This window comes from Aminobacter sp. SR38, from assembly GCF_014843375.1.
GTDB lineage: Bacteria > Pseudomonadota > Alphaproteobacteria > Rhizobiales > Rhizobiaceae > Aminobacter > Aminobacter ciceronei.
This window is the reverse complement of the sequence record NZ_CP062117.1, coordinates 131085-153550: the sequence shown is the minus strand read 5'-3', so window position 1 is coordinate 153550 and position 22466 is coordinate 131085. Positions and strand designations below refer to the sequence as shown.

The window sequence follows — 22466 nt, the reverse complement described above, 5'->3', positions numbered from 1 at the left end:
AAAGCCCGCTTCGCGGTCCGGGAAGTGTCTTCGGAAAAACTGAAGACAGGAAGAGCGGCAATCGCCGCCCCGAAACCCCTAAAGGAGCAGGTCCCATGCAGATCCTCAAACTCGACCCGCGCGCTCTCAAGGACAATCCCGACGATGCCCGCCGCTCGAAGTCCTCGCCGCAGGCCGATGCGCTGTTGCTGGCGACGGTGAAGGCCGTCGGCATCATCCAGCCGCCGGTCATCTCGCCCGAAACCGATGGCGGCAACGGCTACATCATCCAGGCCGGCCACCGCCGCGTCAAACAGGCGATCGCCGCCGGCCTCGAGGAAATCGACGTGCTGGTGACCGATGCCGCCAACGACAATGGCGCGATGCGCTCGATGATCGAGAACATCGCGAGAGAACCGCTCAACGCCATCGACCAATGGCGCGGCACGGAACGGCTTGCGGCTCTGGGCTGGACCGAGGAGGCGATCGCCATGGCGCTGGCATTGCCGGTTCGCCAGATCCGGAAACTTCGCCTGCTCGCCAATGTTCTTCCCGCCATGCTCGACCAGATGGCCAGGGGCGATATGCCGAACGAACAGCAGCTTCGCACCATCGCCGCCGCTTCGATCGACGAGCAGAAGGAAGTCTGGAAGGCCAACAAGCCGAAGAAGGGCGACATCGCGGCCTGGTGGCAGATCGCCAATGCGCTGTCGAAGACCCGCATGTATGCGCGTGACGCGAGCTTCGGCGACGACCTGCGGCAGGCCTACGGCATCGAGTGGGCTGAAGACCTGTTCGGTCCGGCCGACGAGGACAATCGCTACACGACCAATGTCGAGGCGTTCCTCGGCGCCCAGCAGGAATGGATGACGGCGAACCTGCCGAAGAAGGGCGCCATCGTCGAGGTCAACAGCTGGGGCCAGCCGGAACTGCCGAAGAAGGCCGAACGCGTCTACGGCAAGCCGGGCAAGGGCGACCACACCGGCCTCTATCTCGACCGCGACGGCAAGGTGCAGAGCGTGCATTACCGCATGCCGGAGCCGAAAGCGGCCAAGGGCCAAACCGGCTCGGCGGACGGTGACGCGACCGCTGACGGAGATGATGCCGCTGCAGCCGCCAAATCCCGCCCCGACGTCACCCAGAAGGGCCAAGACATGATCGGCGATTTCCGCACCGACGCGCTGCACGAGGCGCTGGCCCGCGCGCCGATCGAGGACGACACGCTGATGGCCTTGCTCGTGCTCGCCTTCGCGGGCATGAATGTCCGGGTCGACTCCGGCGCCAACGACCGTGTTCGGTCCCAGGCGGTTCAAGCGCCATGCGGCGCGACCTCGACCAGGACGGACGCCTCCTTCGACCTCCAGACGGTGCGGGTTGCTGCGCGCGCCATGCTAGTCGAGGTTCTGTCGTGCCGGCGCGGCATGTCGAACAGCGGTGTCGTCTCGCGCATTGCCGGCGCGGCGATCGGCGCGGACGGATACCTTCCGAACATGGGCACGGAAGACTTTCTCCTGTGCCTGTCGCGGCAGGCGCTCGAGACCGCAGCCAGGGAGGTCAGCCTGGAGCCGCAGCCGCGGGTGCGCGACACGCGGACGGCGCTCGTCGAGCACTTCAAGGGCGAAGCGACCTTCATCCACCCTGCCGCGCTGTTCGCGCCCGACCCGCGCGAGATCGCCGATCTGATCGGCCATGCCGATGAGCTCGACGCCGAAGATGGCGCCGCCGATGGTGGTGCCGGCGGAGTTGACACCGCGCCGACCCCTGCCGTCGACACCGACGACCCGTCCCGCGAGGCTCCGAACGAAGCGCCTGACGAGCTCGAGGCCGCCTACGGCATCGCGGCGGAATAGCCCGACCGCATTTCCTCCCGAATGACGATCGCCGCCGGCTGCCCGGCGGCGCTTTCGTTTCCATCAACCGCAGAACCCGAACTGGAGGCTTTCTCATGTCTGCGTCCCTGATCTTCGATCTCGCCCCGATCGGCTCACTCGTGTCCTGGTCCGACGGCAAGCCCCGCCCGCCGGAACGTTTCCATAAGAAGCTCGCCGCCTGGCAAACCAGAAACAGCCAGGGCCGGCTCATCCGCGAGGAAGGGCCGCGCAAGCTCGGCAGCTACACGTCGCCCGGCTATTTCACGCTCCATCAGGAGGACATCGGCGGCAAGTCCATGATCCTCGTCACCCTCCACCGGACCTTCGGGCTCGACCTGATCTCACCTTCAAGGTCCTCGAGCGCCCGCCGCTCGGCGCGGTGCGCATCTTCGACCGCGCCGGTGAAGCGCGCGAGCTGCTCCATCTCGCCGAAGACCGGCAGGCTGCCGAGACCTGGTTGCGGTCGCATCGCTACCCGAGCGCCGTGCTCGAGGCGGTGACGCCCGACGAGGCAGACGCAAAGGCTGATGACCGGAGGACCGCACCATGAATCCGATCTCCATCCCCTCGCAAACTCGCAAGGTCTGTACCGACAAGATTGCTGACGTGGAATTCGACCGCGCCGCTGACGGCATGGCCGTTGCGCGCGTCGGCGATCTCGTCTTCGCCATGCTGCCATCCCGCGATGGCCGGCATCTGCTGGCGAGCGCCTGGCGCGTTTCGCGGCCGCTTGCCGCGCTCAGCCGCGACGATTTCTATTCGTACCATGGTTCGATCGAGGATGAGGCCGCCTTCAGCGCCCGCATGATCGAGCAGGCCGAGCATAGTCGCGAGCTTCAAGCACTCGCACGCCGGACCGTGCGCATCGCCTGCAATACGCCGTGGGGACCGTCGCAGGCCACGCTCTATGCGGAGGGCGTTGTTGCCCACACCACGGCAGGCCATGGCGGCTTCTCGCTTTCGCCAGAGCGGAACGAAAAAGTCCATCCGCTGCTTCGTTCACAGGACGGGTTCTATGAGGAAGATTCGTCCTGGGCGGCCGTCGCCATCACCTTTCCCGACCTCTTCACCAGCATCGAGCGGCGTTCGGCGGAAGCAACGCTCAAGGATTGGCAGCCCGATGCCTGGGAAGCGATCACCGGCACGGTCCTTGCGGCTGGTGAATCTCATGTGAAGGACCGGCGCGCCTTCGAACGCGAACATGCCGGCGACTGGGTCGTGATATCAGCACTTCACTCCGACCATCATCCCGGCATGACCGAGGTGATTAGACGCGCGGCGGAAGGCGTGATGCTCATGTCGAAGAACGGCGCTTCCTGGTTGCGTCCACCGAATACCAGGTCGGGCGGTTCGGCTTCGTCATCGACGAGGCGCGGCACGTTGCCTATGACCGCCGGTCGAGCTTCGTCACATGGGCGGGAGGAGCACGCCATGATCCCTCCATCGATCGTCAGGCGCGGTTGCGCCGCATGGAAGAGGCCTGCCGGCAGACCCGGCACCAGCTCGACATGATCGAGCGCCAGATCATCCGCAAAATAACGGCCTTGATCCCGTCGCTTGAGCTCGCCGGCCGAGATATCGCCGTGGCAGGCCGCCCGAACCGGACGCCTTCCTCGCCCGCTATCGATCCAATCTCGCCGCCATCACCGCCGAGCGCCAGCCGGAGATCGATGCACTCTCCCGCAAGCTCGCTCGACAGGAGGCCGCGATCGGCGTCTTTCGCGAAAGCCCTGCGCCGCAAAGCCTCAGCCTCAAACCCGGGGGGAGGTCTAGCGCCATGGCGACGATCGGAGATCTCGAACGCGCGGCCCGTATCGGTCCGACATCTCAGGAGCGCGCCGCCTTCTGGCGGCAGTTCCATCATCTCAAGGGTAAGGCCTGCCTCGACGCCGGTGTGGCCGAGCTCAAGCGATTGATTGCCGCGAAAGTCGCTCGTGCCGAGGGCGTGCCGGAAACGCGGCGGCGCCTGCCGAAGCGCGATCGGCTTCCGCCACTCACACCCGAGCAGCAGACGGCGCTGCAGGCCTATGCCGCAAGACACGGCCGGCGCTGGAAGAGCGTTCTGAACAATGTCTGGATGGGTGGGGCACCCCATGACGATGGCGGGATCCTGCGCGGTCTGCGCAATTCCCATGGCCCGACCTGGCTGCAGTCCTATCGGCTGCCCCCGCGCTGGTTCGGCGAACGCTGCGACCGCGGCGCCCGCACAAGGCGCGGCCGGCGTCGGGGATGACGAGGTGTAGCGCTCGCATGGCTGGCTTCCTTGTCCGCCATGGCATCTGGACACGGCCGCCTCTCCGGTCTGCCCTTCGGTTTTGCTGCGGTCTGAACCGGCGCCCGTCTGGTTCAAGGCCGGCCGCGCGCCGCGAGGCGGCCGGTCATGCCGCTCGTCGCAAAGCAGGCACGCGGGAACGGCACAGGACCGTTGGTCCCGCTTGCCCGCATACCGTCTTTGCTCGATCTGGCCCGCCCGGACCCTGAACCGCCCGGCTGGCGCAGGTTCTCTTCGACCGCACCGAAGGGCAGACCGGCCAAGGGGGCCGGAACCGCTTCGGAAAGCCAGAAAAGGAAACTGCCATGGCAAAGCCCGCAAGCACCTCCCGTCAAACGAACCGCCCGGCCAACCGCCCTTCAGCGCGCGTGGTCCAGCTCCGCAAGGGCGCCACCCTCGAAATGGTCCGCCTCACATGCCCCGACGAGGGCCAGGCGCTCCGCATCGCCGAGAGTTTCGGGACCGCGATCCTCGACAGCGACGGTATCCGCGACATGCATGAACGCCTGATCGTCGCGACCGCCACCGGTCTCTCCGAGGGGCTCGGCGAACGGGCGATGCAGATCCATCTCCAGCGGATCGTCGGCGCCTATGTCGGATCGGCCCATGGCGCCGGACAGTTCTATTCCCGCGCCGTCACCGAGGCGCGCGACGCCACCGCCAAAGGGGCGGGCGACGACCGCGAAGACGATCTCGGCCCGGTCGGCTATGACAGCAACGCGCAACGCAAGCGTGAATTTGCCGCCGACATGGGCATTCAGGCCCATGCACTGAGGATGGCTGCCGAAGGCGCGGTTGCCGCCTACGAGCAGATCGTCGGCGAGACGTGGAAGCCCTTCGACCGGCCGGTCGACAATCCCGGCGACAGGCTCGACCGCAAGGCGGCCGAAGCGCAGATGTCCGCCTTCGACTGAGGCCGTACCGGCGGAGCTTCGGCTCCGCCCTATCCCGATCCGCATCGAGGCCGTCTTCTCCCGAAGGCGGCCTATTTCTTTGGCCCTTATCGCAAGGCGCAAGGAGGCAGGTGAAGAGAGAGAGAGAGAGAGAGAGAGAAAAAAAAAGAAGATCGGAATGATCCGCCGGTCGCGGCCCGTCCCGTGCGCCGGTCCTGCAGGAGCCGGCGGCAAGGCGCAACGGCTGTCACCGTCCTCCACATGCGTTCCGGCCGTTCCGGTGCGCTTGCCGCCCGGTCGCTCCTGCTTTTGGCCCTTCGCGACGGGGCCGCGATCGGCGCGGCCTCCTCAAATGGAGGTATGAACCATGAGCAGGAAATCGGAACACATCCGCACGGACATTTACGCGCGCATCACCGACAGGATTGTTGCCGATCTTGAGAAGGGTGTGCGTCCCTGGGTCAGGCCCTGGAGGGCTGAAAATCTGACCGGGCGCGTGAGCCGGCCGCTCCGGCATAACGGCCAACCCTATACCGGCCTGAATGTCCTGCTTCTCTGGTCCGAGAGCGTCGCCAGCGGTTTTAAGTCGGCGACATGGATGACGCTGCGCCAGGCAATGAGCTCGGCGCCCACGTGCGCAAAGGCGAAAGCGGCGCGACCGTCGTCTATGCCAGCCGCTTCACCAGGACCGAAAGGGATGCGAGCGGCGGCGAGATCGAGCGCGATGTCCCGTTCCTGAAGGCATACACTGTCTTCAATTGCGATCAAATAGAGGCCCTGCCGGAGCACTACTACCGTCGTCCGGAACCGGTCGCGAAACCGCTCGAGCGCATCGAACATGCGGATCGTTTCCTGGATAACACAGGCGCAGTGGTTAGATATGGCGGCGACAAGGCGTATTACCCTCCACAGACCACATTCAATTGCCGAGGCCGGAACTGTTCAGGATATGGCCTCAATGGTCGCAATCAGATCCCATGAGACTCTGCATTGGACTTCGGCTCCTGGCCGGCTAAACAGGGACCTCAGTCGCTACCACAAGGATCGCCGGGAGAGGGCCTTCGAGGAAATGGTGGCAGAGCTTGGGTCGGCGATGATTTGCGCCGATCTCGGGATCGTGCCGGAACTCGATCCGCGTCCCGACCACGCCGCCTACATCCAGAGTTGGGCCGCTATCCTCGGCTCCGACAAGCGCGCAATCTTCGCCGCAGCCGCGCATGCCCAGCGTGCGGTTAACTATCTTCACGCGCTTCAGCCGAATGCCGAGACCAGCCGGGAGGCGGCCTGATCGGATATCCAAGAGGGAGGGCTCGGGTCCTCCCCGACCCGGTTGCGCCTCTTGTTACGGACGATCCCGCACCGGAAACATGTCCTCGCCATAGTGGTGAAGCCTGGTATGATGGCGCCGGCACAACCATCGAACCTTCAAGGGCTCGTCGTATTGATCGTGGTGGGCATCGACCGCTTCGAGCCCGCAGACCTCGCATGTCTGCTTTTCCAGTTCGCCTGCCTTCACGGCGCGCTGCACGGCAAGGTGAGCATCGTATTTTGCCGGATTGGCGCGCCGCCAGTTCGCCTGGCGGGTATCGGTGTTCAGCATTGCTTCATCCTGCTTCGCCGGTCTCGTCTTCCGTCGCCGAGACCTTTATCACGATTCTTGCATCTTTTGACCGGTTCCGCGAGCCACTTGGATCCGGGACGGCGAGCGGCCGCCGACACTGACCGGGTGAGACTCGGCACTGGCGGACCGGCGCGGCGCTCTGCCGTCTCCAGAGATGCGAGGCGCTCTATCCCGCTTGGCCGGCACGGGGATGAAACGCAGTGAACGACCCTTTCGCAGGCAGGCCGACAGCCTCGCCGGCCGAGGGAGCCATCATCGAGCGGCGCGGTTTCGTTTCCGGTGCAACGGTGATGCGACCGAGGACGTCGGCGATGGCATCGAGGGCGGGAGCGGGCCTGCAGCGCTGACGAGGGCATGAGCATAGGCACGAATGTTGCGCAGCCTGATGGCGGATGATCGTCAATCCGGCTGACGTCGTCGCATTCCATCCACCCCGAGCTGGCCACACCGACGCGACCTCGATGGATCTGGTGTGACCGAAGGACGCCTTCGTCTCGATCGCCTTGACCGCAACGGCCGCTCACAACTTTCTTCCCCTGCGAACAGGTTCGCATTCCTCGCGCGACCAAGAAAGCCGCTCCCGGCCGTCCTCCACTGACGGTTCCGGCCGCCAGGCGGTGCGGTGTCGATCGCCCCCGGTCTTAACACCGTCATCGAGGCCGCGATCGGCGCGGCCCGAACAACCGGAAAGGAACGCGACCATGGCAGTCATCGGCGAATTCACCACCAACGGCAACAACTCGATCGTCGGCACGGTGCGCACGCTCACCGTCAGCATGAAGGCCCGCCTGAACCCGATCGAGCGCGTCTCACGCGACGCCCGGACTTCCGCATCACCGCCGGCAACGGCGTCGAGGTCGGCGCCGGCTGGAAGGCGGTCTCCAACGACGGCGAGGAATACATCTCGGTCAAGCTGGACGATCCAAGCTTCAATGCCCCGATCACCGCAGCCCTTTGGCCGGGCGAGAAGGACGGCGAATACGCCCTCATCTGGAACCGCCCCAAGCGCGAGGCCTGAGACCGCAACCCAAGGAGCCTCGTCGGACAAGGCGGGGCTCTTCTTCCTGTGCCGCATGGCGAAACCGGCCGCGGGCATCGAGCCCGCCTCCGGCTTTCCTGGTCTCGCACAGGGCTGGATATGGAGGCCCTTTTCGCCTATATGGATATTATGGATATTCTGGACAGAGGCCGCTATGAAATCATTCACCACCGCTGATCTCAACAAGCATGTCGGCGACGTGACCACCGCGGCACGGCGCGAGCCGGTGTTTATCACCCATCATAAGAAGCCGAAGTTCGTTCTCATGGCGATCGAGGATTATGATCGCCTGCGCGGCGAACAGGATCAACGTCGTGCCTTCTCGCTCGACACGATGCCCGGCGATATCGAGGACGGGCTGCTGGCACTTGCCGACTCCATCGAAAACGATGGCGCCAACGATGATTGATCCCGAAACCGGCCTCGTCATTTCCTATCATTATCTCTGGACACATCAACATGACCGCGGCGAGGAGAGCGGGCGAAAGGCGCGGCCCGCCTGCGTCGTTGTTCCCGTCACATCCGATGGCAAAAGCGTCGTCATCTTCCCTTTGACGACGAAGGAGCCGGGACCGGACCGGCTGGCAATCAAGGTACCCGATACCGAGCGCAAGCGTCTGACGCTGAGGGGGCGTGGCCCAACCTGGCTCATTCTCGATGACGCCAATGCGGACGTGCTTCCGGGGTCCTTTCACGTCGAACCTGTCAGCTACGACCCGCTGACGATCAGCTATGGCAAGTTCAGCAAACCGTTCATGGACCTGGTCATCAAGACGGTTGCCAACGCAATCCGTGCCAGGAAGATCCAGATCGCGAAACGCAAGCGCTGAAGTCGGCCGTTCTGAACGAACCTTTTCAGTACCAGGCCAAGCCGGGACTGACCTTGCGGATCGGCGAATAACGCGTCGACCATGCGCCGTTTTCGATCCTGGTGCAACGATGATGCGACCGAGGACGTCGGCGATGGCATCGAGGGCGGAAGCGGGCCTGCAGCGCTGACGAGGGCATGATCATAGGCACGAATGTTGCGCAGCCTGATGGCGGATGATCGTCAATCCGGTTGCCGCGCATCGCGTTCCATCCACCCCGAGCCGGCCACACCGACGCGGACCTCGATGGATCTGGTGTGACCGAAGGACGCCTTCGTCTCGATCGCCTTGACCGCAACGGCCGCTCACAACTTTCTTCCCCTGCGAACAGGTTCGCATTCCTCGCGCGACCAAGAAAGCCGCTCCCGGCCGTCCTCCACTGACGGTTCCGGCCGCCAGGCGGTGCGGTGTCGATCGCCCCCGGTCTTAACACCGTCATCGAGGCCGCGATCGGCGCGGCCCGAACAACCGGAAAGGAACGCGACCATGGCAGTCATCGGCGAATTCACCACCAACGGCAACAACTCGATCGTCGGCACGGTGCGCACGCTCACCGTCAGCATGAAGGCCCGCCTGAACCCGATCGAGCGCGTCTCGCGCGACGCCCCGGACTTCCGCATCACCGCCGGCAACGGCGTCGAGGTCGGCGCCGGCTGGAAGGCGGTCTCCAACGACGGCGAGGAATATCTCTCTGTCAAGCTGGACGATCCGAGCTTCAATGCCCCGATCACCGCAGCCCTTTGGCCGGGCGAGACGGACGGCGAATACGCCCTCATCTGGAACCGCCCCAAGCGCGAGGCCTGAGACCCAATCCCGAGGAGCTCCGCCAGACATGGCGGGGCTCTTTTCCTTGTGCCGCATGGCGAAGCCGGCCGCGGGCATCGAGCCCGCCTCCGGCTTTTTAGGTGCCATACGGGGAGGAGAAGTCTGCTCAGAATGACCAATCGTGCCGGAGAGCCGGGAAAGCGTCGAAGCACGAGCGGTACCCCCAAAATGCTGGCGCATTTCGGCTCCCCCACTCGCCGGCTCCGCCGGTCGCCTCTGGCGATGCTTGACCCTGTCCCGTCTCCCCGACCGCGGACGCCGTCTTTCACGAAACGTCAAGGAGACGAACGATGACGATGGAACTCGAAATGCAACGCGAAGAGCTTAAAGCCGAACTCAGGAACGCCTGCGACGCGAACGAACGCCGCCAGATTGTGGCGGAGCTGGAAATCGTGTTGGCCGAGCTTGCGGTCATCGAGGCCGAACAGGACGGCCGCTTGGGCACGGAGCCCCTTCTGAGGAGGCTTCCTTCATGCTGCCGGAAACGGCAGCGAATTCGCCTCAGCCGTTCAGCGCGTCCTGACCGCCTTGCCCGGCGCAAACGTCAGCTTCTTCGACGCGGCAATCTTGATCGTGGCGCCTGTTGCCGGGTTGCGGCCTTCGCGCCCGGCGTTGCCTTGAGTTTGAACTTTCCGAACGAAGGTATGGACGTCTCCGAGCCTACCAATGCCGCATCGGTGATCTGCTTGAACACGCTTTCGACGATCGCCTTGGCCTGCGCCTTGGTCAGGTTCTGCTCGGATGCGATCTTGTCGGCGATTTCGTTGGTGGTCGTCATGATTGGATGGTTCCCTCGTTCTGGTTTATCCATCCGGTATGACGAAGAAGATGGTCCGAGGATAGGGTGAAGCTCGAGGCGCTGCCGCAAACGCCTCAAAAACCACAGGAAACATCGGGTTACCGGGTATGACACCCTCAATCGGCGAGAGCGACGTCGCGATAGCCGCGCTTTCTTTTCGTCCGCTCGAGGCGTGAGAACGCTTGGTCGGCGTCCTTCTGGCTGTCGAATGTCTCCATCATCATCTGGCCGTTCGCTCCGATCCGGCCCCAGTTCCTGATGACCGAGGCGCCGCCAAAGAGCGTCGGCTGGATCGAGAGCGCATAGAAGCGGCGCATGTTTTGTGTTGCGTCGATACGATGAAGATGAACCGGGTTTGTAGCCTTTTCTCCATGGCCGGATTGTCGCTTCCCGACAAAGCGGCGTCCAACAACTTATATGAATCGCTCAGGGCTCATCGATTCATCTTCCTGATGTGTTTTCCGTGGCCTTCGGCTCGACAAAACTTTAAGTCGCGCGGCAGATATTTTCGGGAGAAGATCGTGGAAGAGACTGTACAAATCGGCAGCCGCGGCGACTTCGGCCTCTGGGCGATTGAAGTTGCCAAGCAGATCGTCGGCGAACAAGGCTTTGAGCTCGCCAGGGCAGCGCGTGACGGTACAGAGGACGATGTACGGGCGGCTGGCAATGCACTGGGGCAGGCGATCACCAATGCGCTTCTCGAAGTCTTTGACGGGCTCCTCGAAGACGCGCCTGCCGACGCGTCCTGAAGCTGCGGCATTACTGCTTGTCTCTGCTGTCGCGGAAGAACCGACTCGGATTGACGCAGGCCTTCATCTCCTCGCGCCTGAACCAGATGGCGCGGCCGCACTTAAGCGGCGGATTGCCCGATGTGAAGACGATCTGCTCGTCGGCGCGCATACGCAGGACCTCGTGCGGCAGGATCAACGGCCGTCGGCTCAACTGCTTCGAGCGCGACCGCGACGACCCCTTCATGCCGGACGAACGATTGGTCTGGTCGACCTCGACGGTGGTGTCGCCGCAGCGCTTAGAGATGTAGTCGGCGGTCTCGGGATCATTGATCGCCGAAAACGAAATCCAGCTGGCGCTTTCGAACCATTTCGAGGTTGCGTCGCGGCCGCCATAGGCCTCGCGCATCTGGCCGATCGACTGGAAAATCATCGTCAGCGTGATGCCGTATTTGCGGCCGGCGTCGCGGGCGGTTTCGAGGATGCGCAGGTAGCCGAGACGCGCCACCTCGTCGAGCAGGAAGAGCGTTCTTCCTTTCACGTTTCCATTGCGATTGTAGATGGCGTTGAGCAGCGCGCCGATGACGACGCGGGCAAGTCCCGGATGGGCTTCGAGCACCTTGAGATCAAGCGCGATGAAGATGTCGGTTTCGCCGTCGGCGAGATCGTCGGTCGAGAAACTGTCGCCCGACACCAGCCCGGCATAGCTCGGATAGGAGAGCCAATGGGTTTCCTTGACCGCATTGGCATAGACCCCGGAAAATGTCTCCGGCGTCATGTTAACGAAGACGGAGACGTTCTCCTTCACGAAGTCGGATTGCGACTGTTCGTAGATGCGCGTCAGGCGCTCGCGCAGTTTCGGTTCCGGCTCGGAGAGATTGGCGCGCACGCGCCTCAGCGTCTGGTCCTTGTCGTCGGTATGGCCGGACAGGCAGACGTCGGCGATCAGCGCCGTCAGGAGCTGCATGGCTGAGGCCCGAAAGAAGTCGTCGCGGGCAGACGCGGTGCGCGCATTGTCGGTCATGATCCAGGTGGCGACGGCGACGATATCCTCTTCCCTCGTGTTGCCGTGGCGGCCGATCCAGTCCATCGCGTTGAAGCCGGCGCCGGACGCGGAGGGATCGAGAACGATCACCTTTCGGCCGGCCTTGCGCCGGTGCTCGGCGACCATCGGCGCGACCTCGCTTGAGGGATCGAGCACAACGAGCCCGCTGCCCCATTTGAGCGCGGTCGGGATCGTCACCGATGTCGTCTTGAAGCCGCCGGAGCCGGCAAAGACGATGCCGTGCGAGGAACCGAAGGAGCCGTCGAAGCAGAGAAGCGGCGCCTTCCGCCGGTCCCCAGCCTTGCGGTTCGTCGGCGCGAAACGGCATGGCGGCGACGCTGTCCCGGTCGACGCGGTAGCGCTCGCCGATGACGATGCCGCCGGCGTCGGGGAAAAGCTTTGCCGCTTCCGGCAACCTCATCCAGTCGGCCTCGCCGTGTACGGCGCGTTTGCCGACGATGCGGCGTGGCCCTGCGTGAGCAAAGGCGGCATTGCCTCTGATTGCCACACGCAGGGCGAAGATGCCTGTGAAGAGTGCGGCTGCCGTCCCCAGCATCGTCGCCGGATCGGCGTAGGCGAGAACCGATTGTCCGGCGGGCACACTGCCCGCGATGCCCGCAAGCCGGATCGTCTCACGGATGACGGCGACGGCGATCACCGCGCCGTTGCCGGCGAACACGCTGAAGCCCGCCGCCTTGATGTTGACCGATCCGTTCGCGGCGAAGAGAGCGATGACGCCGATCGCGGCCGCCGCGACATAGGGCAGCGCAATCCCGCTGCGTCCAAGCATCAGCCTTGCCTGAGTGTTGGTTCCGAGGCCCGCAAGCTTGTGCTCCATGCCCGACGTTGCGACCATCGCGGCGAGCATGATTGTTGCGGGCAGGGCCAGCAGCAAAAATCTATTCGCCGTCATGACCGAAGGCCTCCGCGCCGATGGCAGTCAGGCGCGATCGCTCTGCCTCATCGCCCCTGATCCGGCGCCCGGCGTCGATCAGCAGGCCGAGCAGCAGCGCGCGTTTCTCAAAGCGCAGCCCCGCCTTGACGATCAGCCCGCCAAGCTCGATTTTTTCGCGCGTGTCCTTTTTCCGCGCATCTGATTTCATTGCCTTCGCCATCCGCTCAAGCCTCGCCAGACCCGCCCGCAGCCGCGCCAGACGCGAACGTCGCGGGCGAGCCGTGATCCGGCTTGTCGCCACCGCCATGTCTCTTCCCGCTCGCATCGCCCTTGCCTCCGCGAAAGCGTTTCGCGATCTCCTCGAAGGCGGCCTGCAATGCGGTTTCCTCGATCTCGATATCGCCGAGACCGGCCTTCAGCGCGACCCTGCCGATCCGCTCGGCCTCGCGCGTCTCGGCGGCTCTCAGCTGGTCCTGCAATCTCGCGATTTCTTCCCTGATCTTCGATGACGGCTTCTTCATTCCGGTGGCATCTCCTGATGGTTGCGGTGTTGCTTCAGCGACGCCCACTCTCCCGAATGCGCACTTGAGGAAATGTGCAGATCTGCACATCGGCAAAGCCGATCCTTTGGAGCATGATCCCGGCCGTTCCGAAGGAGCGGCATCCAGGCGCAATTATACGTCGCTGACGCGACGTCCTTGCTTACCCCTGGCGGGCCGCCGCGGCTGCCGCTCCGGACGAACGTGGTTCAAAACCGGAGTTTCTCGCGCCGTGGCCATCGCCCATTTCTCAGCCAGCATCGTCAGCCGTGGCTCCGGCCGCAGCGTCGTGCTGTCGGCGGCCTACCGGCATTGCGCCAAAATGGACTATGAGCGCGAAGCCCGAACCATCGATTACACGAGGAAGCAAGGGCTGGTGCATGAGGCGTTCGTGCTTCCGGCCGATGCCCCGCAATGGGCGAGGGCGCTGATCGCCGACCGCTCGGTTGCCGGCGCGTCGGAAGCCTTCTGGAACAGGGTCGAGGCTTTCGAGAAACGCTCCGACGCGCAACTGGCCCGTGACCTGACGATCGCATTGCCGCTGGAGCTCTCGGCCGAACAGAACGTCGCGCTGGTGAGGGATTTCGTAGAGAAGCACGTGCTGGCGAAAGGCATGGTCGCCGACTGGGTCTATCACGACAATCCGGGAAATCCGCATATTCACCTGATGACGACCTTGAGGCCGCTGACAGAGGACGGCTTCGGGGCGAAGAAGGTCGCAGTCATCGGCGACGACGGCCAGCCGGTCCGCACCAAATCCGGAAAGATCCTCTATGAGCTCTGGGCGGGTTCATTGGGCGATTTCAACGTCCTGCGCGACGGATGGTTCGAGCGGCTCAACCATCATCTGGCGCTCGGCGGCATTGAACTCCGCGTCGATGGCCGCTCCTACGAGAAGCAGGGGATCGATCTCGAACCGACCATCCATATCGGGGTCGGCGCCAAGGCGATCGAGCGCAAGGCCGAGAGCCAGGGTGTTCGGCCGGAGTTGGAACGGATCGAACTCAACGAGCAGCGCCGCGCGGAAAACACCCGCCGTATCCTTCGCAACCCCGCCATCGTGCTCGACCTGATCACGCGTGAAAAGAGCGTCTTCAACGAACGCGATATCGCCAAAGTGCTTCATCGCTATGTCGACGATCCCGCGCTCTTCCGGCAGCTGATGGCGCGCATCATCCAGGATCCCATGGTGCTGCGTTTGCAGCGCGACACGGTCGAACTTGGCACGGGGGCCAGGGTGCCGGCGCGCTACACGACGCGGGCGATGATCAAGCTGGAAGTGACGATGGCGCGCCAGGCGATCTGGCTGTCGGACAAGGAGACGCATGCCGTTTCATCAACAGTGCTCGATGCGGCGTTCCGGCGGCATGAGCGGCTCTCGGAAGAACAGAAATCGGCGATCGAGCGCATCGCCGGTCATGCCCGGATCGCTGCGGTCGTCGGCCGCGCGGGTGCGGGCAAGACGACGATGATGAAGGCGGCGCGCGAAGCTTGGGAACTTGCCGGATACCGCGTCGTCGGCGGCGCGCTCGCCGGCAAGGCAGCCGAAGGTCTGGAAAAGGAAGCGGGCATTCAAAGCCGCACGCTCGCCTCCTGGCAACTGCGCTGGAAACAGCAACGCGATACGCTCGACGCGAAGACCGTCTTCGTCATGGACGAGGCCGGCATGGTGGCGTCGAAACAGATGGCGGGCTTCATCGATGCGGTGGTCAGGGCAGGGGCCAAGATCGTTCTGGTCGGCGATCCCGAACAGCTCCAGCCGATCGAGGCGGGGGCGGCCTTCCGCGCCATTGTCGACCGCATCGGTTATGCCGAACTCGAGACGATCTATCGCCAGCGCGAGGATTGGATGCGGGCCGCCTCGCTGGATCTCGCCCGTGGCAATGTCGACAAAGCGCTCGACGTCTATCAGGGCCAGGGCAGGGTGCTCGGATCTCCCCTGAAGGCGGAAGCCGTCGAACATCTGATCGCCGACTGGAACCGGGACTACGATCCGAAACAGTCGATGCTGATGCTCGCGCATTTGCGCCGCGACGTGCGTCTGTTGAACGACATGGCGCGGGCGAAACTGGTCGAGCGCGGCATCCTCGGCGAGGGCCACGCGTTCAAGACCGCCGATGGAACACGCCGCTTCGATGCCGGCGACCAGATCGTTTTCCTGAAGAACGAGGGATCGCTCGGCGTGAAGAACGGCATGATCGCTCATGTCGTCGAGGCGAGCCCAAATCGCATCGTCGCCCTCGTCGGAGAAGGCGAAGGCCGCCGGCAGGTGACGGTCGAACAGCGCTTCTACAACAATCTCGATCACGGCTATGCGACGACGATCCACAAGTCCCAGGGCGCCACCGTCGACAAGGTCAAGGTGCTCGCGTCGCTCTCGCTCGATCGGCATCTGACCTATGTGGCGATGACCCGCCACCGTGAGGACCTGCAGCTCTATTACGGGCGCCGTTCCTTCGTCTTCAACGGTGGCCTCACGAAGGTCTTGTCGCGGAAAAACGCCAAGGAGACGACGCTCGATTACGAGCGCGGGCAACTCTACCGCGAGGCGCTTCGCTTTGCCGACATGCGCGGCCTGAAGATCGTCGAGGTGGCGCGCACGCTTGCGCGTGACCGGCTCGACTGGACGCTGCGGCAGGCGACGAAACTGGCCGATCTCGGGGCGCGCCTTGCCGCCTTCGCCGAGCGGCTCGGCCTTCGCCAATCACCGACTACCCAACAGAGGCAGGAGGAAAAGCCCATGGTCGCCGGCATCACCCGGTTCGAGAATTCCGTTGCCGACAGGGTCGGCGAGAGGATCGACGCCGATCCGGCCCTGAAGAGGCAATGGGACGAGGTCTCCGCCCGCTTCCGTTATGTTTTCGCCCATCCCGGGACAGCCTTCCGGGCGATGAACTTCGATGCGGTTCTGGCCGACAGAGAAAGCGCCAGGCAGATCCTGCAGAAGCTTGAGGCCGCGCCGGAGTCGATCGGACCGCTCAGGGCAAGACCGGCATTCTCACCGGCAAGGCGGAGCGTGAAGCGCGCCGTATCGCCGAACTCAATGTGCCGGCGCTGAAACGCGATCTCGAACGGTATCTCAGCATGTGCGAGAGCGCGCAGCAGCGGCTTCGCCTGGACGAGCAGGCGCTGAGACAGCGCGTGTCGATCGACATCCCGGCGCTGTCGCCGGCGGCGCGCGTGGTGCTCGATCGGGTGCGCGATGCGATCGACCGCAACGATCTGCCGGCGGCGCTTGGGTTTGCATTGAGCAACCGCGAGACCAAGCTCGAGATCGACGGGTTCAACAAAGCCGTCACCGAACGTTTCGGCGAACGAACGCTCTTGACCAACAGCGCTCGCGAACCATCGGGAAAACTCTTCGACAAACTCTCCGAAGGCATGCGGCCCGAGGAGAAGGAACGGTTGAAGGAAGCCTGGCCGGTCATGCGCACGGCCCAGCAACTCGCCGCCCATGAACGCACCGTCCAGTCGCTCAGACAGGCGGAGGACCTGCGCCTCACCCAGCGCCAGACGCCGGTCCTGAAACAATGAGACGGTTCGGTCCGATCCTGTTTGTCGGTGCGTCCATCATGGTTGGAGCCGGCATGGTCACGGGCGCCATGGTCGGCGGTTATCGCATCAACCTGACACCGAGCGAGCCGCTCGGGCTCTGGCGCATCGAGGCGCTGCGACGTCCGGTCAGGACCGGCGATCTCGTGTTCGTCTGCCCGCCGGGAAACGCAACCTTCGCCGAAGCGCGACGGCGCGGTTATCTCCGGCGCGGGCTTTGCGCCGGCGATTTCGCGCCGCTGATCAAGACGGTCGCCGCCCTTACCGGTCAGCGCGTCGAGATCACCGATCACGTCATCATCGATGGGCGCCCGGTCGAAGCCTCGTCCGTCCGGGAGAGTGACGGCGAGGGCAGGCTGCTCATACCCGATCCCGGCGGCGTGGTGCCACCTGGATACCTGTTTCTCCACTCATCCTTTGCGAGATCCTATGACTCCCGATATTTTGGTCCGGTTCCGGCAAGCGGCCTTCTCGGTCTGGCGCGGCCCGTTCTTACCTTCGATCCCTGATCGTCCCGGTGACCGTCCATGGGATCGCTGGCGATCCGCTGTGCTCGTCGTCGCGTCCGTCGCCTGCGGCGCAATTGGCTGGAGCGGCCATGTCCTCCTCCTACCGGTCGCCATACTGTTTCCGGCGCTCTGGGCGATGGCGCCCTCGCGTGCGACCGCGGCGCTCGTCGCGACGGGCTATTTCCTTGCCGCTTCGCGCGGCCTGCCGCAGGGCGTCGCCAATTTCTATGCCGCCGATCTCTCGCCCGGCCTGCTGCTCTGGCTCATCGCTTCGGCCTCCTTCGTTGTCGTGCACACGGTGTTGTGGACGAAACCACGGGATGAAGCTGCTTCCGGGAGACAAGCGGCGGATGCGGCAAGGGCGGCGCGCTATCTTCTGGCCCTGGCGCTGATGGGGCTGCCGCCCTTCGGCATCACCGGCTGGGCACATCCGTTGACGGCGGCCGGCGTGCTCTTTCCCGCATGGGGCTGGTGGGGGCTTGCCGCGACCGTCGCCGGTCTCGCAATGATGACATCGCGAGGCCGGCTCGCCGCAGCACTGGTGCTGGGAGGCTTCTGGGCCTGGTCCGCCGCAACCTGGACAGCGCCGAGACTACCGGAAGGCTGGCGAGGCGTCGACCTCGAACTGGGCGAAACTCTGGGGCGCGACACGTCATTTGCGCGCCACCGAGTCCTGATTACCACAGTTCTCCGCAACGCTCACCGCGACGACCGCGTCATCGTCCTTCCCGAAAGCGCCTTTGGCTTCTGGACGCCGACCGTCGAGCGTCTGTGGCGCGAGGCTTTGCGCGGTCACGATATCACGGTCATTGCCGGCGCCGCCGTCATCGAGCACCAGGGCTACGACAATGTCATAGTCGCCGTCTCCGCCGACGGGGCGGGGGTCCTCTATCGCGAGCGCATGCCGGTCCCAGGATCCATGTGGCAGCCATGGCGGGAATGGACGGGGCAGGGTGGCGGCGTCCGCGCCCATGTCTTCGGCAATCCGGTGGTCGAGATCGGGGACGAGCGGATCGCGCCGCTGATCTGCTATGAGCAGCTCCTCCTCTGGCCGGTGTTGCAATCCATACTGCACGCCCCCGCGGTCATTGTCGCCACCGGCAATGGCTGGTGGACCAAGGGCACGTCGATCGTCTCGATCCAGAAAGCGAGCGTAATCGCATGGGGCAAACTCTTCGACATTCCCGTCGTCATGGCATTCAACACATAAAGGAGAAACCGGATGGTCGATGTCGCCCTCATCCAGCAATGCGCCGATCCTGGTCTGAAGCCCGCGATCATTGAGCAGTTCATCGCGCGGGCGGGATCGAAAGACCCGCTTGCCGTCACCGTGCGCTCCGGCAACCGCGTCGTACTCGTTCCGAAACCGGCAACAGCGGACGAGGCGATGGACCTGATCCGCAAGCATATCGGCCGCAATGCCACCCGCGTTGGTATCACCCAATATCCGGCCGGGCTCGGCATCCTCGAGGCGGGCCAGCTGAAACCGGACCTGGTCGATGCTTGCGCGAACATCCGCATGGGAACGGCGCTCTTCGCGAGAGTCTATCGCATCGTCCTCGAGTGGTACGGCAACCCGACCGGAGAAGACGGTGCGCGCCAAGTGTTCGAAGATGCGATCATCGCCTGGCAGACGGGGTATTTCGAGGGGGAGGCGGTGTTTCGGACGCCGGACCCGGGCGAAGAAAAGCACGCGGAGCCGGAGCCAGCCGAAAGCGACGAGGTCGGTGTGCAGACCGGCGATCGTCGGGAGGAGGACAATGCCGTACTTCCTGCCGATGCAGTCTCTTCCGATCCGAACAAGGCGGGGATCCGGATCGATCTTTCGGGCATCGGCGCAAAGCGGTGAGGTCATGCATGTGGAGATCTGCAGCGGGATTCTGCGGCTGTTGCACTAGCGGGAACGGCTTCGGCCTTCTATAAGGGCGGACAGGGCAGTACGCGCTGCCCCGGGGTGTGGAAACCTCTATCTGGCGGTTGGTGTCGGCCGTTGCGACACCAGAATCCTCTGGCCTTCGGCCGGTGGGCCTGCGACGTATGTCCAGGTGCTCCGGTACTAAAGGTCGCAGGACTGTCCAGGTACAGTTTCCAACCCCCGGCTCGGGATCAGAAGATTAACGTTTGCGGGGGCGCACCGCGGACAAGCCAGAGAGTGGGATTGGGATGGGAACGGACGCTTTAACGCTTGACGAGAAACTCGAAATTCGTGCCATCTTCGGGCTGACGCAGGGCCTTTCCAAGGCCGACGTGGAGAGCCTCGCGGTTGATGCCATCCGAACCCACCGCGTTCTGGTCGATGGAGCCGACAAGCTCTTCCAGGACCTGCCCGAGGACTATAAGTTGGGGAAGGAGTCCGGCGGCCCCCAACACCTGACCTACATCAAGGCCTGCATGGAGATGCACGCGCAGATGTATACAGTGAACACGCTGATCACCGTGCTTGGCTATATACCGAAAGTCATGGTCAACTGATCGTCAGATCAGTTTCCTGCGGATCGCAAGCGACGACATATGTGTGTTCGAGTGGATGTCGAAGGGTTTGCGTGCCTCTTGAAGCTTGACCCGGACAGTGTTGTATTTGACGCCCTCGATCGTCGCGATCTCTCCCATCGACTTTCCAACCGCAAACCAGCTCAGGTATGTGGCGGCCTTCGGATCGAGCGAAAGACCGTCGTCGACGGTCGGCGTGGGATCTGTAAAAACGATGCGGGCATGCAGTTGCCCTACCGCAGCAGCAGCTTCGATCGGGTCCAGTTCACGTGTCAGATTGATCGCGGGTTTGTCTGAGGCGAGCGTAAACATCGCTACCGTATTCTGTGCCGCCTTGATCGGGATAGTAATGCCGGAGCGGATCCCAAATTCCGCGGCGTCCGAATAAAAGGATTGCTCCGCCTTCGAAAGCCTGTGCCTTTCCTGTTCGCCGCTCCAGGCAAACGCGCCCTTCAGCATTTTGGCGCGGCGGATGACAGGATCGACGGCAGCATGATTCTTCTGGAAATAGGTGCTTTGCCATCCGCCGTTGTAGTTGGAGATGACCATCGTAAATCCGGTGCGGATATAGACGTAGGCATAGGCCGCATAGCCGGCATCCTCGGTGATATTCGCGAGGCCCGTCTTGAGGCCATCCTCGTTGCCCGGAAGTGCCGCGAGATCGGTTATTTTTTCCAGCAAATGTTGCATTCGGAATTCCTTGCGATCGTCAGATGGAACAGATCAAATGATTCCTCTACAATTGCTCTGACAGATTTGCATTCCAACCACGATGCAATTGCGATTATCTGCCTGGGCCCAAATTCCTCTCCGGCAATAAAGTCGGGGTGAGGCGACATCGCCTCACCCCACTAAACCGCGAGCTGATTGTGAAGTCAGTTCGGACTACGTCCATCAGCGACATACATTTCATCGACGAAGGCATCCATCATTTCTTCGTCGTGAAGCTGTCCAATCATGTCGTACCGACTACGGTCGCTGTTGCGAAGCCACAAGGCATAACCAAACCCTGCTAACGCAATGATCGCGACATAGAGAGGAATCAGTTTGACCACCATGATCTCACTTCCAGCAAGGAAAGTGATGTTTTCGAGCAGAAGCCAGACAACAACCGCTTGAGCAATCGCGCCCAATATCGGGGCGAGGATCGTCTTCCACCAATCGAGAGGGCCGGACCTTCCAATACGATTAAAGTAGCCAATAACAGCCAAAGACACGATGAACTGAACGACGATTACGGCCAACGTGCAGAAGATCGGAAGCCAAGTGCCGAGATGGAGAAGCGGATCGGCTCCGGCGAGCGCAAACAAGGCAACCGTCACGATTGCAATAGTCGCCTGGACGGCGGCTGCGATGTAGGGAGACTTCTGCTCAGAATGCGTAGATCCGAGGCTTTTCGGAAGAATGCCATCTCTGCCGAGGGAGAAGAGGTATCGCGTTGCGTTGTTATGAAATGCAAACGAGCAGGCAAAGAAGCTTGTGATCACCAAGAAGTCCATGATGACACGAACCGTATGTATCGTATGGATATCGGCCAGCTCGAAATAGTACTGGTCAATCAGTGTCCCGGCTTTCCCGGGGGCCTCGGCGCCGAAACCAACAATTCCGGCGTAGGCCGCAAACGTGTAGAACAACCCAAGTGTCAAAACCGCGATATACGTGGCTCGGGGAACCGCGCGCTTTGGATCCATTGTCTCTTCGCCGTAGATCGCTGTCGTTTCAAAGCCAATCCACGACCAAAAAGCTAAGAAGAAGCCAATTCCTACAGCCGGAGCGGTGCTCCACTGCGACAGGCTGAAAGCCTCGGGCATTTGGCCAGACGCACCACCTGAACCAACGGTAGCCAGACAAACGATGAGAATTACGAGCACTTCAACCGCAAGGAGAAAGCTAAGAATACTTGCGCCATACGTAATGCGATAGAACGAAATCATGAACATCAACGCCAGCGAAGCGATGCTACACCAATACCACGCAATATCCAGTCCAAAGTAAGCACTTAAAAGTTTTGTGGTATAGAACCCGAAGCCGCCTGCGATTGCAGGTGAGATCATGCTGTAGGCCGCCATGACGGTGAAGCCAACGGCCAAGCCGACCGGACGACCAAGTCCCTGTGTAGCGAAGGTGTAGAAGGCTCCTGCCGAAGTTATTCTTTTCGCCATTTGGGCGAAGCCAACTGTAAAGATCAGAAGGATAAACGTCGTGGCTGCATAGGTAAGGGCAACTGACATCCCCGCCCCTCCAGCAAGGGAGATTGGAATGTAGGCGGAGACCACAACCAATGGAGCAGCCGCTGCTGTCACCATAAAGACGATGTGAAAGAATGATATCGAGCTACGAAGTAGGCTATTCGAAGCCGACTGCGGATTTCCGGCATGTGAAGCCATTTTAATTCCCCCAGTTTGAGTTCCGACGATAGGGTGTTTTTGTTATCCCTATATGTTTCGTATTTGGAAACATGTTGCGTGTCAAGAATTCGATTGCCCACAACGACATGCAAGAATCTGCCGATAGGCCGTTATCAGGCGTAAAAGGCTCCA

Annotated in this window: 19 protein-coding genes and 5 pseudogenes; 16 read left to right on the top strand and 8 right to left on the bottom strand. The window is 62.8% G+C overall.

Annotated features, from left to right (window positions below; all coding sequences use genetic code 11):
• Positions 1–95: 95 nt before the first annotated feature.
• The 6 genes and pseudogenes from IG197_RS32980 (at position 96) to IG197_RS32955 (ending at position 6303) form a co-directional block, all read left to right on the top strand.
• Positions 96–1829: a ParB/RepB/Spo0J family partition protein gene (locus IG197_RS32980; RefSeq protein ID WP_246765513.1), complete on the top strand. Its 1734-nt coding sequence runs from the start codon at positions 96–98 to the stop codon at positions 1827–1829.
• A gap of 95 nt (positions 1830–1924) precedes the next feature.
• Complete coding sequence (locus tag IG197_RS32975) at positions 1925–2350, top strand: hypothetical protein (protein WP_371746614.1); 426 nt, start codon at positions 1925–1927, stop codon at positions 2348–2350.
• 46 nt (positions 2351–2396) lie between these two features.
• A pseudogene (locus IG197_RS32970) lies at positions 2397–3271 on the top strand (hypothetical protein); the annotation flags it as partial.
• 356 nt (positions 3272–3627) lie between these two features.
• On the top strand, positions 3628–4083 hold the full coding sequence (locus IG197_RS36450) for a hypothetical protein (protein ID WP_246765504.1): 456 nt from the start codon (positions 3628–3630) through the stop codon (positions 4081–4083).
• Positions 4084–4427: 344 nt separating this feature from the next.
• Positions 4428–5036 (top strand): hypothetical protein, encoded by a 609-nt coding sequence (locus IG197_RS32960; protein ID WP_192321139.1) that lies wholly within the window; start codon positions 4428–4430, stop codon positions 5034–5036.
• Between the two features lie 346 nt (positions 5037–5382).
• A pseudogene (locus tag IG197_RS32955) lies at positions 5383–6303 on the top strand (ArdC family protein).
• 54 nt (positions 6304–6357) lie between these two features.
• Here IG197_RS32955 and IG197_RS32950 read toward each other — a convergent pair.
• Positions 6358–6615 carry a hypothetical protein gene (locus tag IG197_RS32950; RefSeq protein ID WP_192321135.1) on the bottom strand — a complete coding sequence of 86 codons (258 nt, stop codon included), beginning with the start codon at positions 6613–6615 and terminating at the stop codon, positions 6358–6360.
• A gap of 643 nt (positions 6616–7258) precedes the next feature.
• Here IG197_RS32950 and IG197_RS32945 point away from each other — a divergent pair.
• From IG197_RS32945 to IG197_RS32930, 4 genes are all read left to right on the top strand, one after another.
• Positions 7259–7654: a DUF736 domain-containing protein gene (locus IG197_RS32945; protein WP_371746613.1), complete on the top strand. Its 396-nt coding sequence runs from the start codon at positions 7259–7261 to the stop codon at positions 7652–7654.
• Positions 7655–7829: 175 nt separating this feature from the next.
• Positions 7830–8084 (top strand): type II toxin-antitoxin system prevent-host-death family antitoxin, encoded by a 255-nt coding sequence (locus tag IG197_RS32940; protein WP_192321131.1) that lies wholly within the window; start codon positions 7830–7832, stop codon positions 8082–8084.
• The gene (locus IG197_RS32935) at positions 8077–8505 is read left to right on the top strand and encodes a hypothetical protein (RefSeq protein ID WP_192321130.1); all 429 of its coding nucleotides are present in this window, start codon (positions 8077–8079) and stop codon (positions 8503–8505) included. Before IG197_RS32940 ends, IG197_RS32935 begins: the two co-directional genes overlap by 8 nt.
• Before the next feature lie 525 nt (positions 8506–9030).
• Positions 9031–9348, top strand: coding sequence for a DUF736 domain-containing protein (locus IG197_RS32930; protein ID WP_192321128.1), 318 nt, complete (start codon positions 9031–9033; stop codon positions 9346–9348).
• 530 nt (positions 9349–9878) lie between these two features.
• On the opposite strand, the pseudogene IG197_RS32925 reads toward IG197_RS32930, so the two are convergent.
• Positions 9879–10180 (bottom strand): annotated as a pseudogene (locus IG197_RS32925) (HU family DNA-binding protein).
• Between the two features lie 104 nt (positions 10181–10284).
• Entirely contained in the window at positions 10285–10485 is a 201-nt protein-coding gene (locus IG197_RS32920; protein ID WP_192321268.1) for a WGR domain-containing protein, read from the bottom strand.
• A 204-nt stretch (positions 10486–10689) separates the two neighbouring features.
• Between IG197_RS32920 and IG197_RS32915 the strand changes: the two genes are divergently transcribed.
• Positions 10690–10917, top strand: coding sequence for a hypothetical protein (locus IG197_RS32915; protein WP_097523135.1), 228 nt, complete (start codon positions 10690–10692; stop codon positions 10915–10917).
• Between the two features lie 10 nt (positions 10918–10927).
• Here IG197_RS32915 and traG read toward each other — a convergent pair.
• From traG to traC, 3 genes and pseudogenes are all read right to left on the bottom strand, one after another.
• A pseudogene (traG, locus tag IG197_RS32910) lies at positions 10928–12854 on the bottom strand (Ti-type conjugative transfer system protein TraG).
• Entirely contained in the window at positions 12841–13056 is a 216-nt protein-coding gene (traD, locus tag IG197_RS32905; protein ID WP_192321292.1) for a type IV conjugative transfer system coupling protein TraD, read from the bottom strand. The pseudogene traG and the gene traD overlap by 14 nt, the downstream one beginning before the upstream one ends.
• Before the next feature lie 4 nt (positions 13057–13060).
• Positions 13061–13357 carry a conjugal transfer protein TraC gene (gene traC / locus IG197_RS32900; RefSeq protein ID WP_192321122.1) on the bottom strand — a complete coding sequence of 99 codons (297 nt, stop codon included), beginning with the start codon at positions 13355–13357 and terminating at the stop codon, positions 13061–13063.
• A 250-nt stretch (positions 13358–13607) separates the two neighbouring features.
• Here traC and traA point away from each other — a divergent pair.
• From traA to IG197_RS32875, 5 genes and pseudogenes are all read left to right on the top strand, one after another.
• Positions 13608–16909: pseudogene (gene traA, locus IG197_RS32895) on the top strand (Ti-type conjugative transfer relaxase TraA).
• Between the two features lie 38 nt (positions 16910–16947).
• A complete protein-coding gene (gene traF / locus IG197_RS32890) occupies positions 16948–17436 on the top strand; it encodes a conjugative transfer signal peptidase TraF (protein ID WP_371746616.1) in 489 nt (162 codons plus the stop codon).
• Between the two features lie 40 nt (positions 17437–17476).
• Complete coding sequence (locus IG197_RS32885; protein WP_246765512.1) at positions 17477–18646, top strand: conjugal transfer protein TraB; 1170 nt, start codon at positions 17477–17479, stop codon at positions 18644–18646.
• A 12-nt stretch (positions 18647–18658) separates the two neighbouring features.
• On the top strand, positions 18659–19285 hold the full coding sequence (locus IG197_RS32880; RefSeq protein WP_192321118.1) for a TraH family protein: 627 nt from the start codon (positions 18659–18661) through the stop codon (positions 19283–19285).
• Positions 19286–19599: 314 nt separating this feature from the next.
• Positions 19600–19908 (top strand): transcriptional repressor TraM, encoded by a 309-nt coding sequence (locus IG197_RS32875; protein WP_192321116.1) that lies wholly within the window; start codon positions 19600–19602, stop codon positions 19906–19908.
• Between the two features lie 3 nt (positions 19909–19911).
• Here IG197_RS32875 and traR read toward each other — a convergent pair whose 3' ends face one another.
• Together traR and IG197_RS32865 are read right to left on the bottom strand one after the other, a co-directional pair.
• Entirely contained in the window at positions 19912–20616 is a 705-nt protein-coding gene (traR, locus tag IG197_RS32870; protein WP_192321114.1) for a transcriptional regulator TraR, read from the bottom strand.
• A 185-nt stretch (positions 20617–20801) separates the two neighbouring features.
• Entirely contained in the window at positions 20802–22313 is a 1512-nt protein-coding gene (locus IG197_RS32865; RefSeq protein WP_192321112.1) for an APC family permease, read from the bottom strand.
• Between the last annotated feature and the right edge of the window lie 153 nt (positions 22314–22466).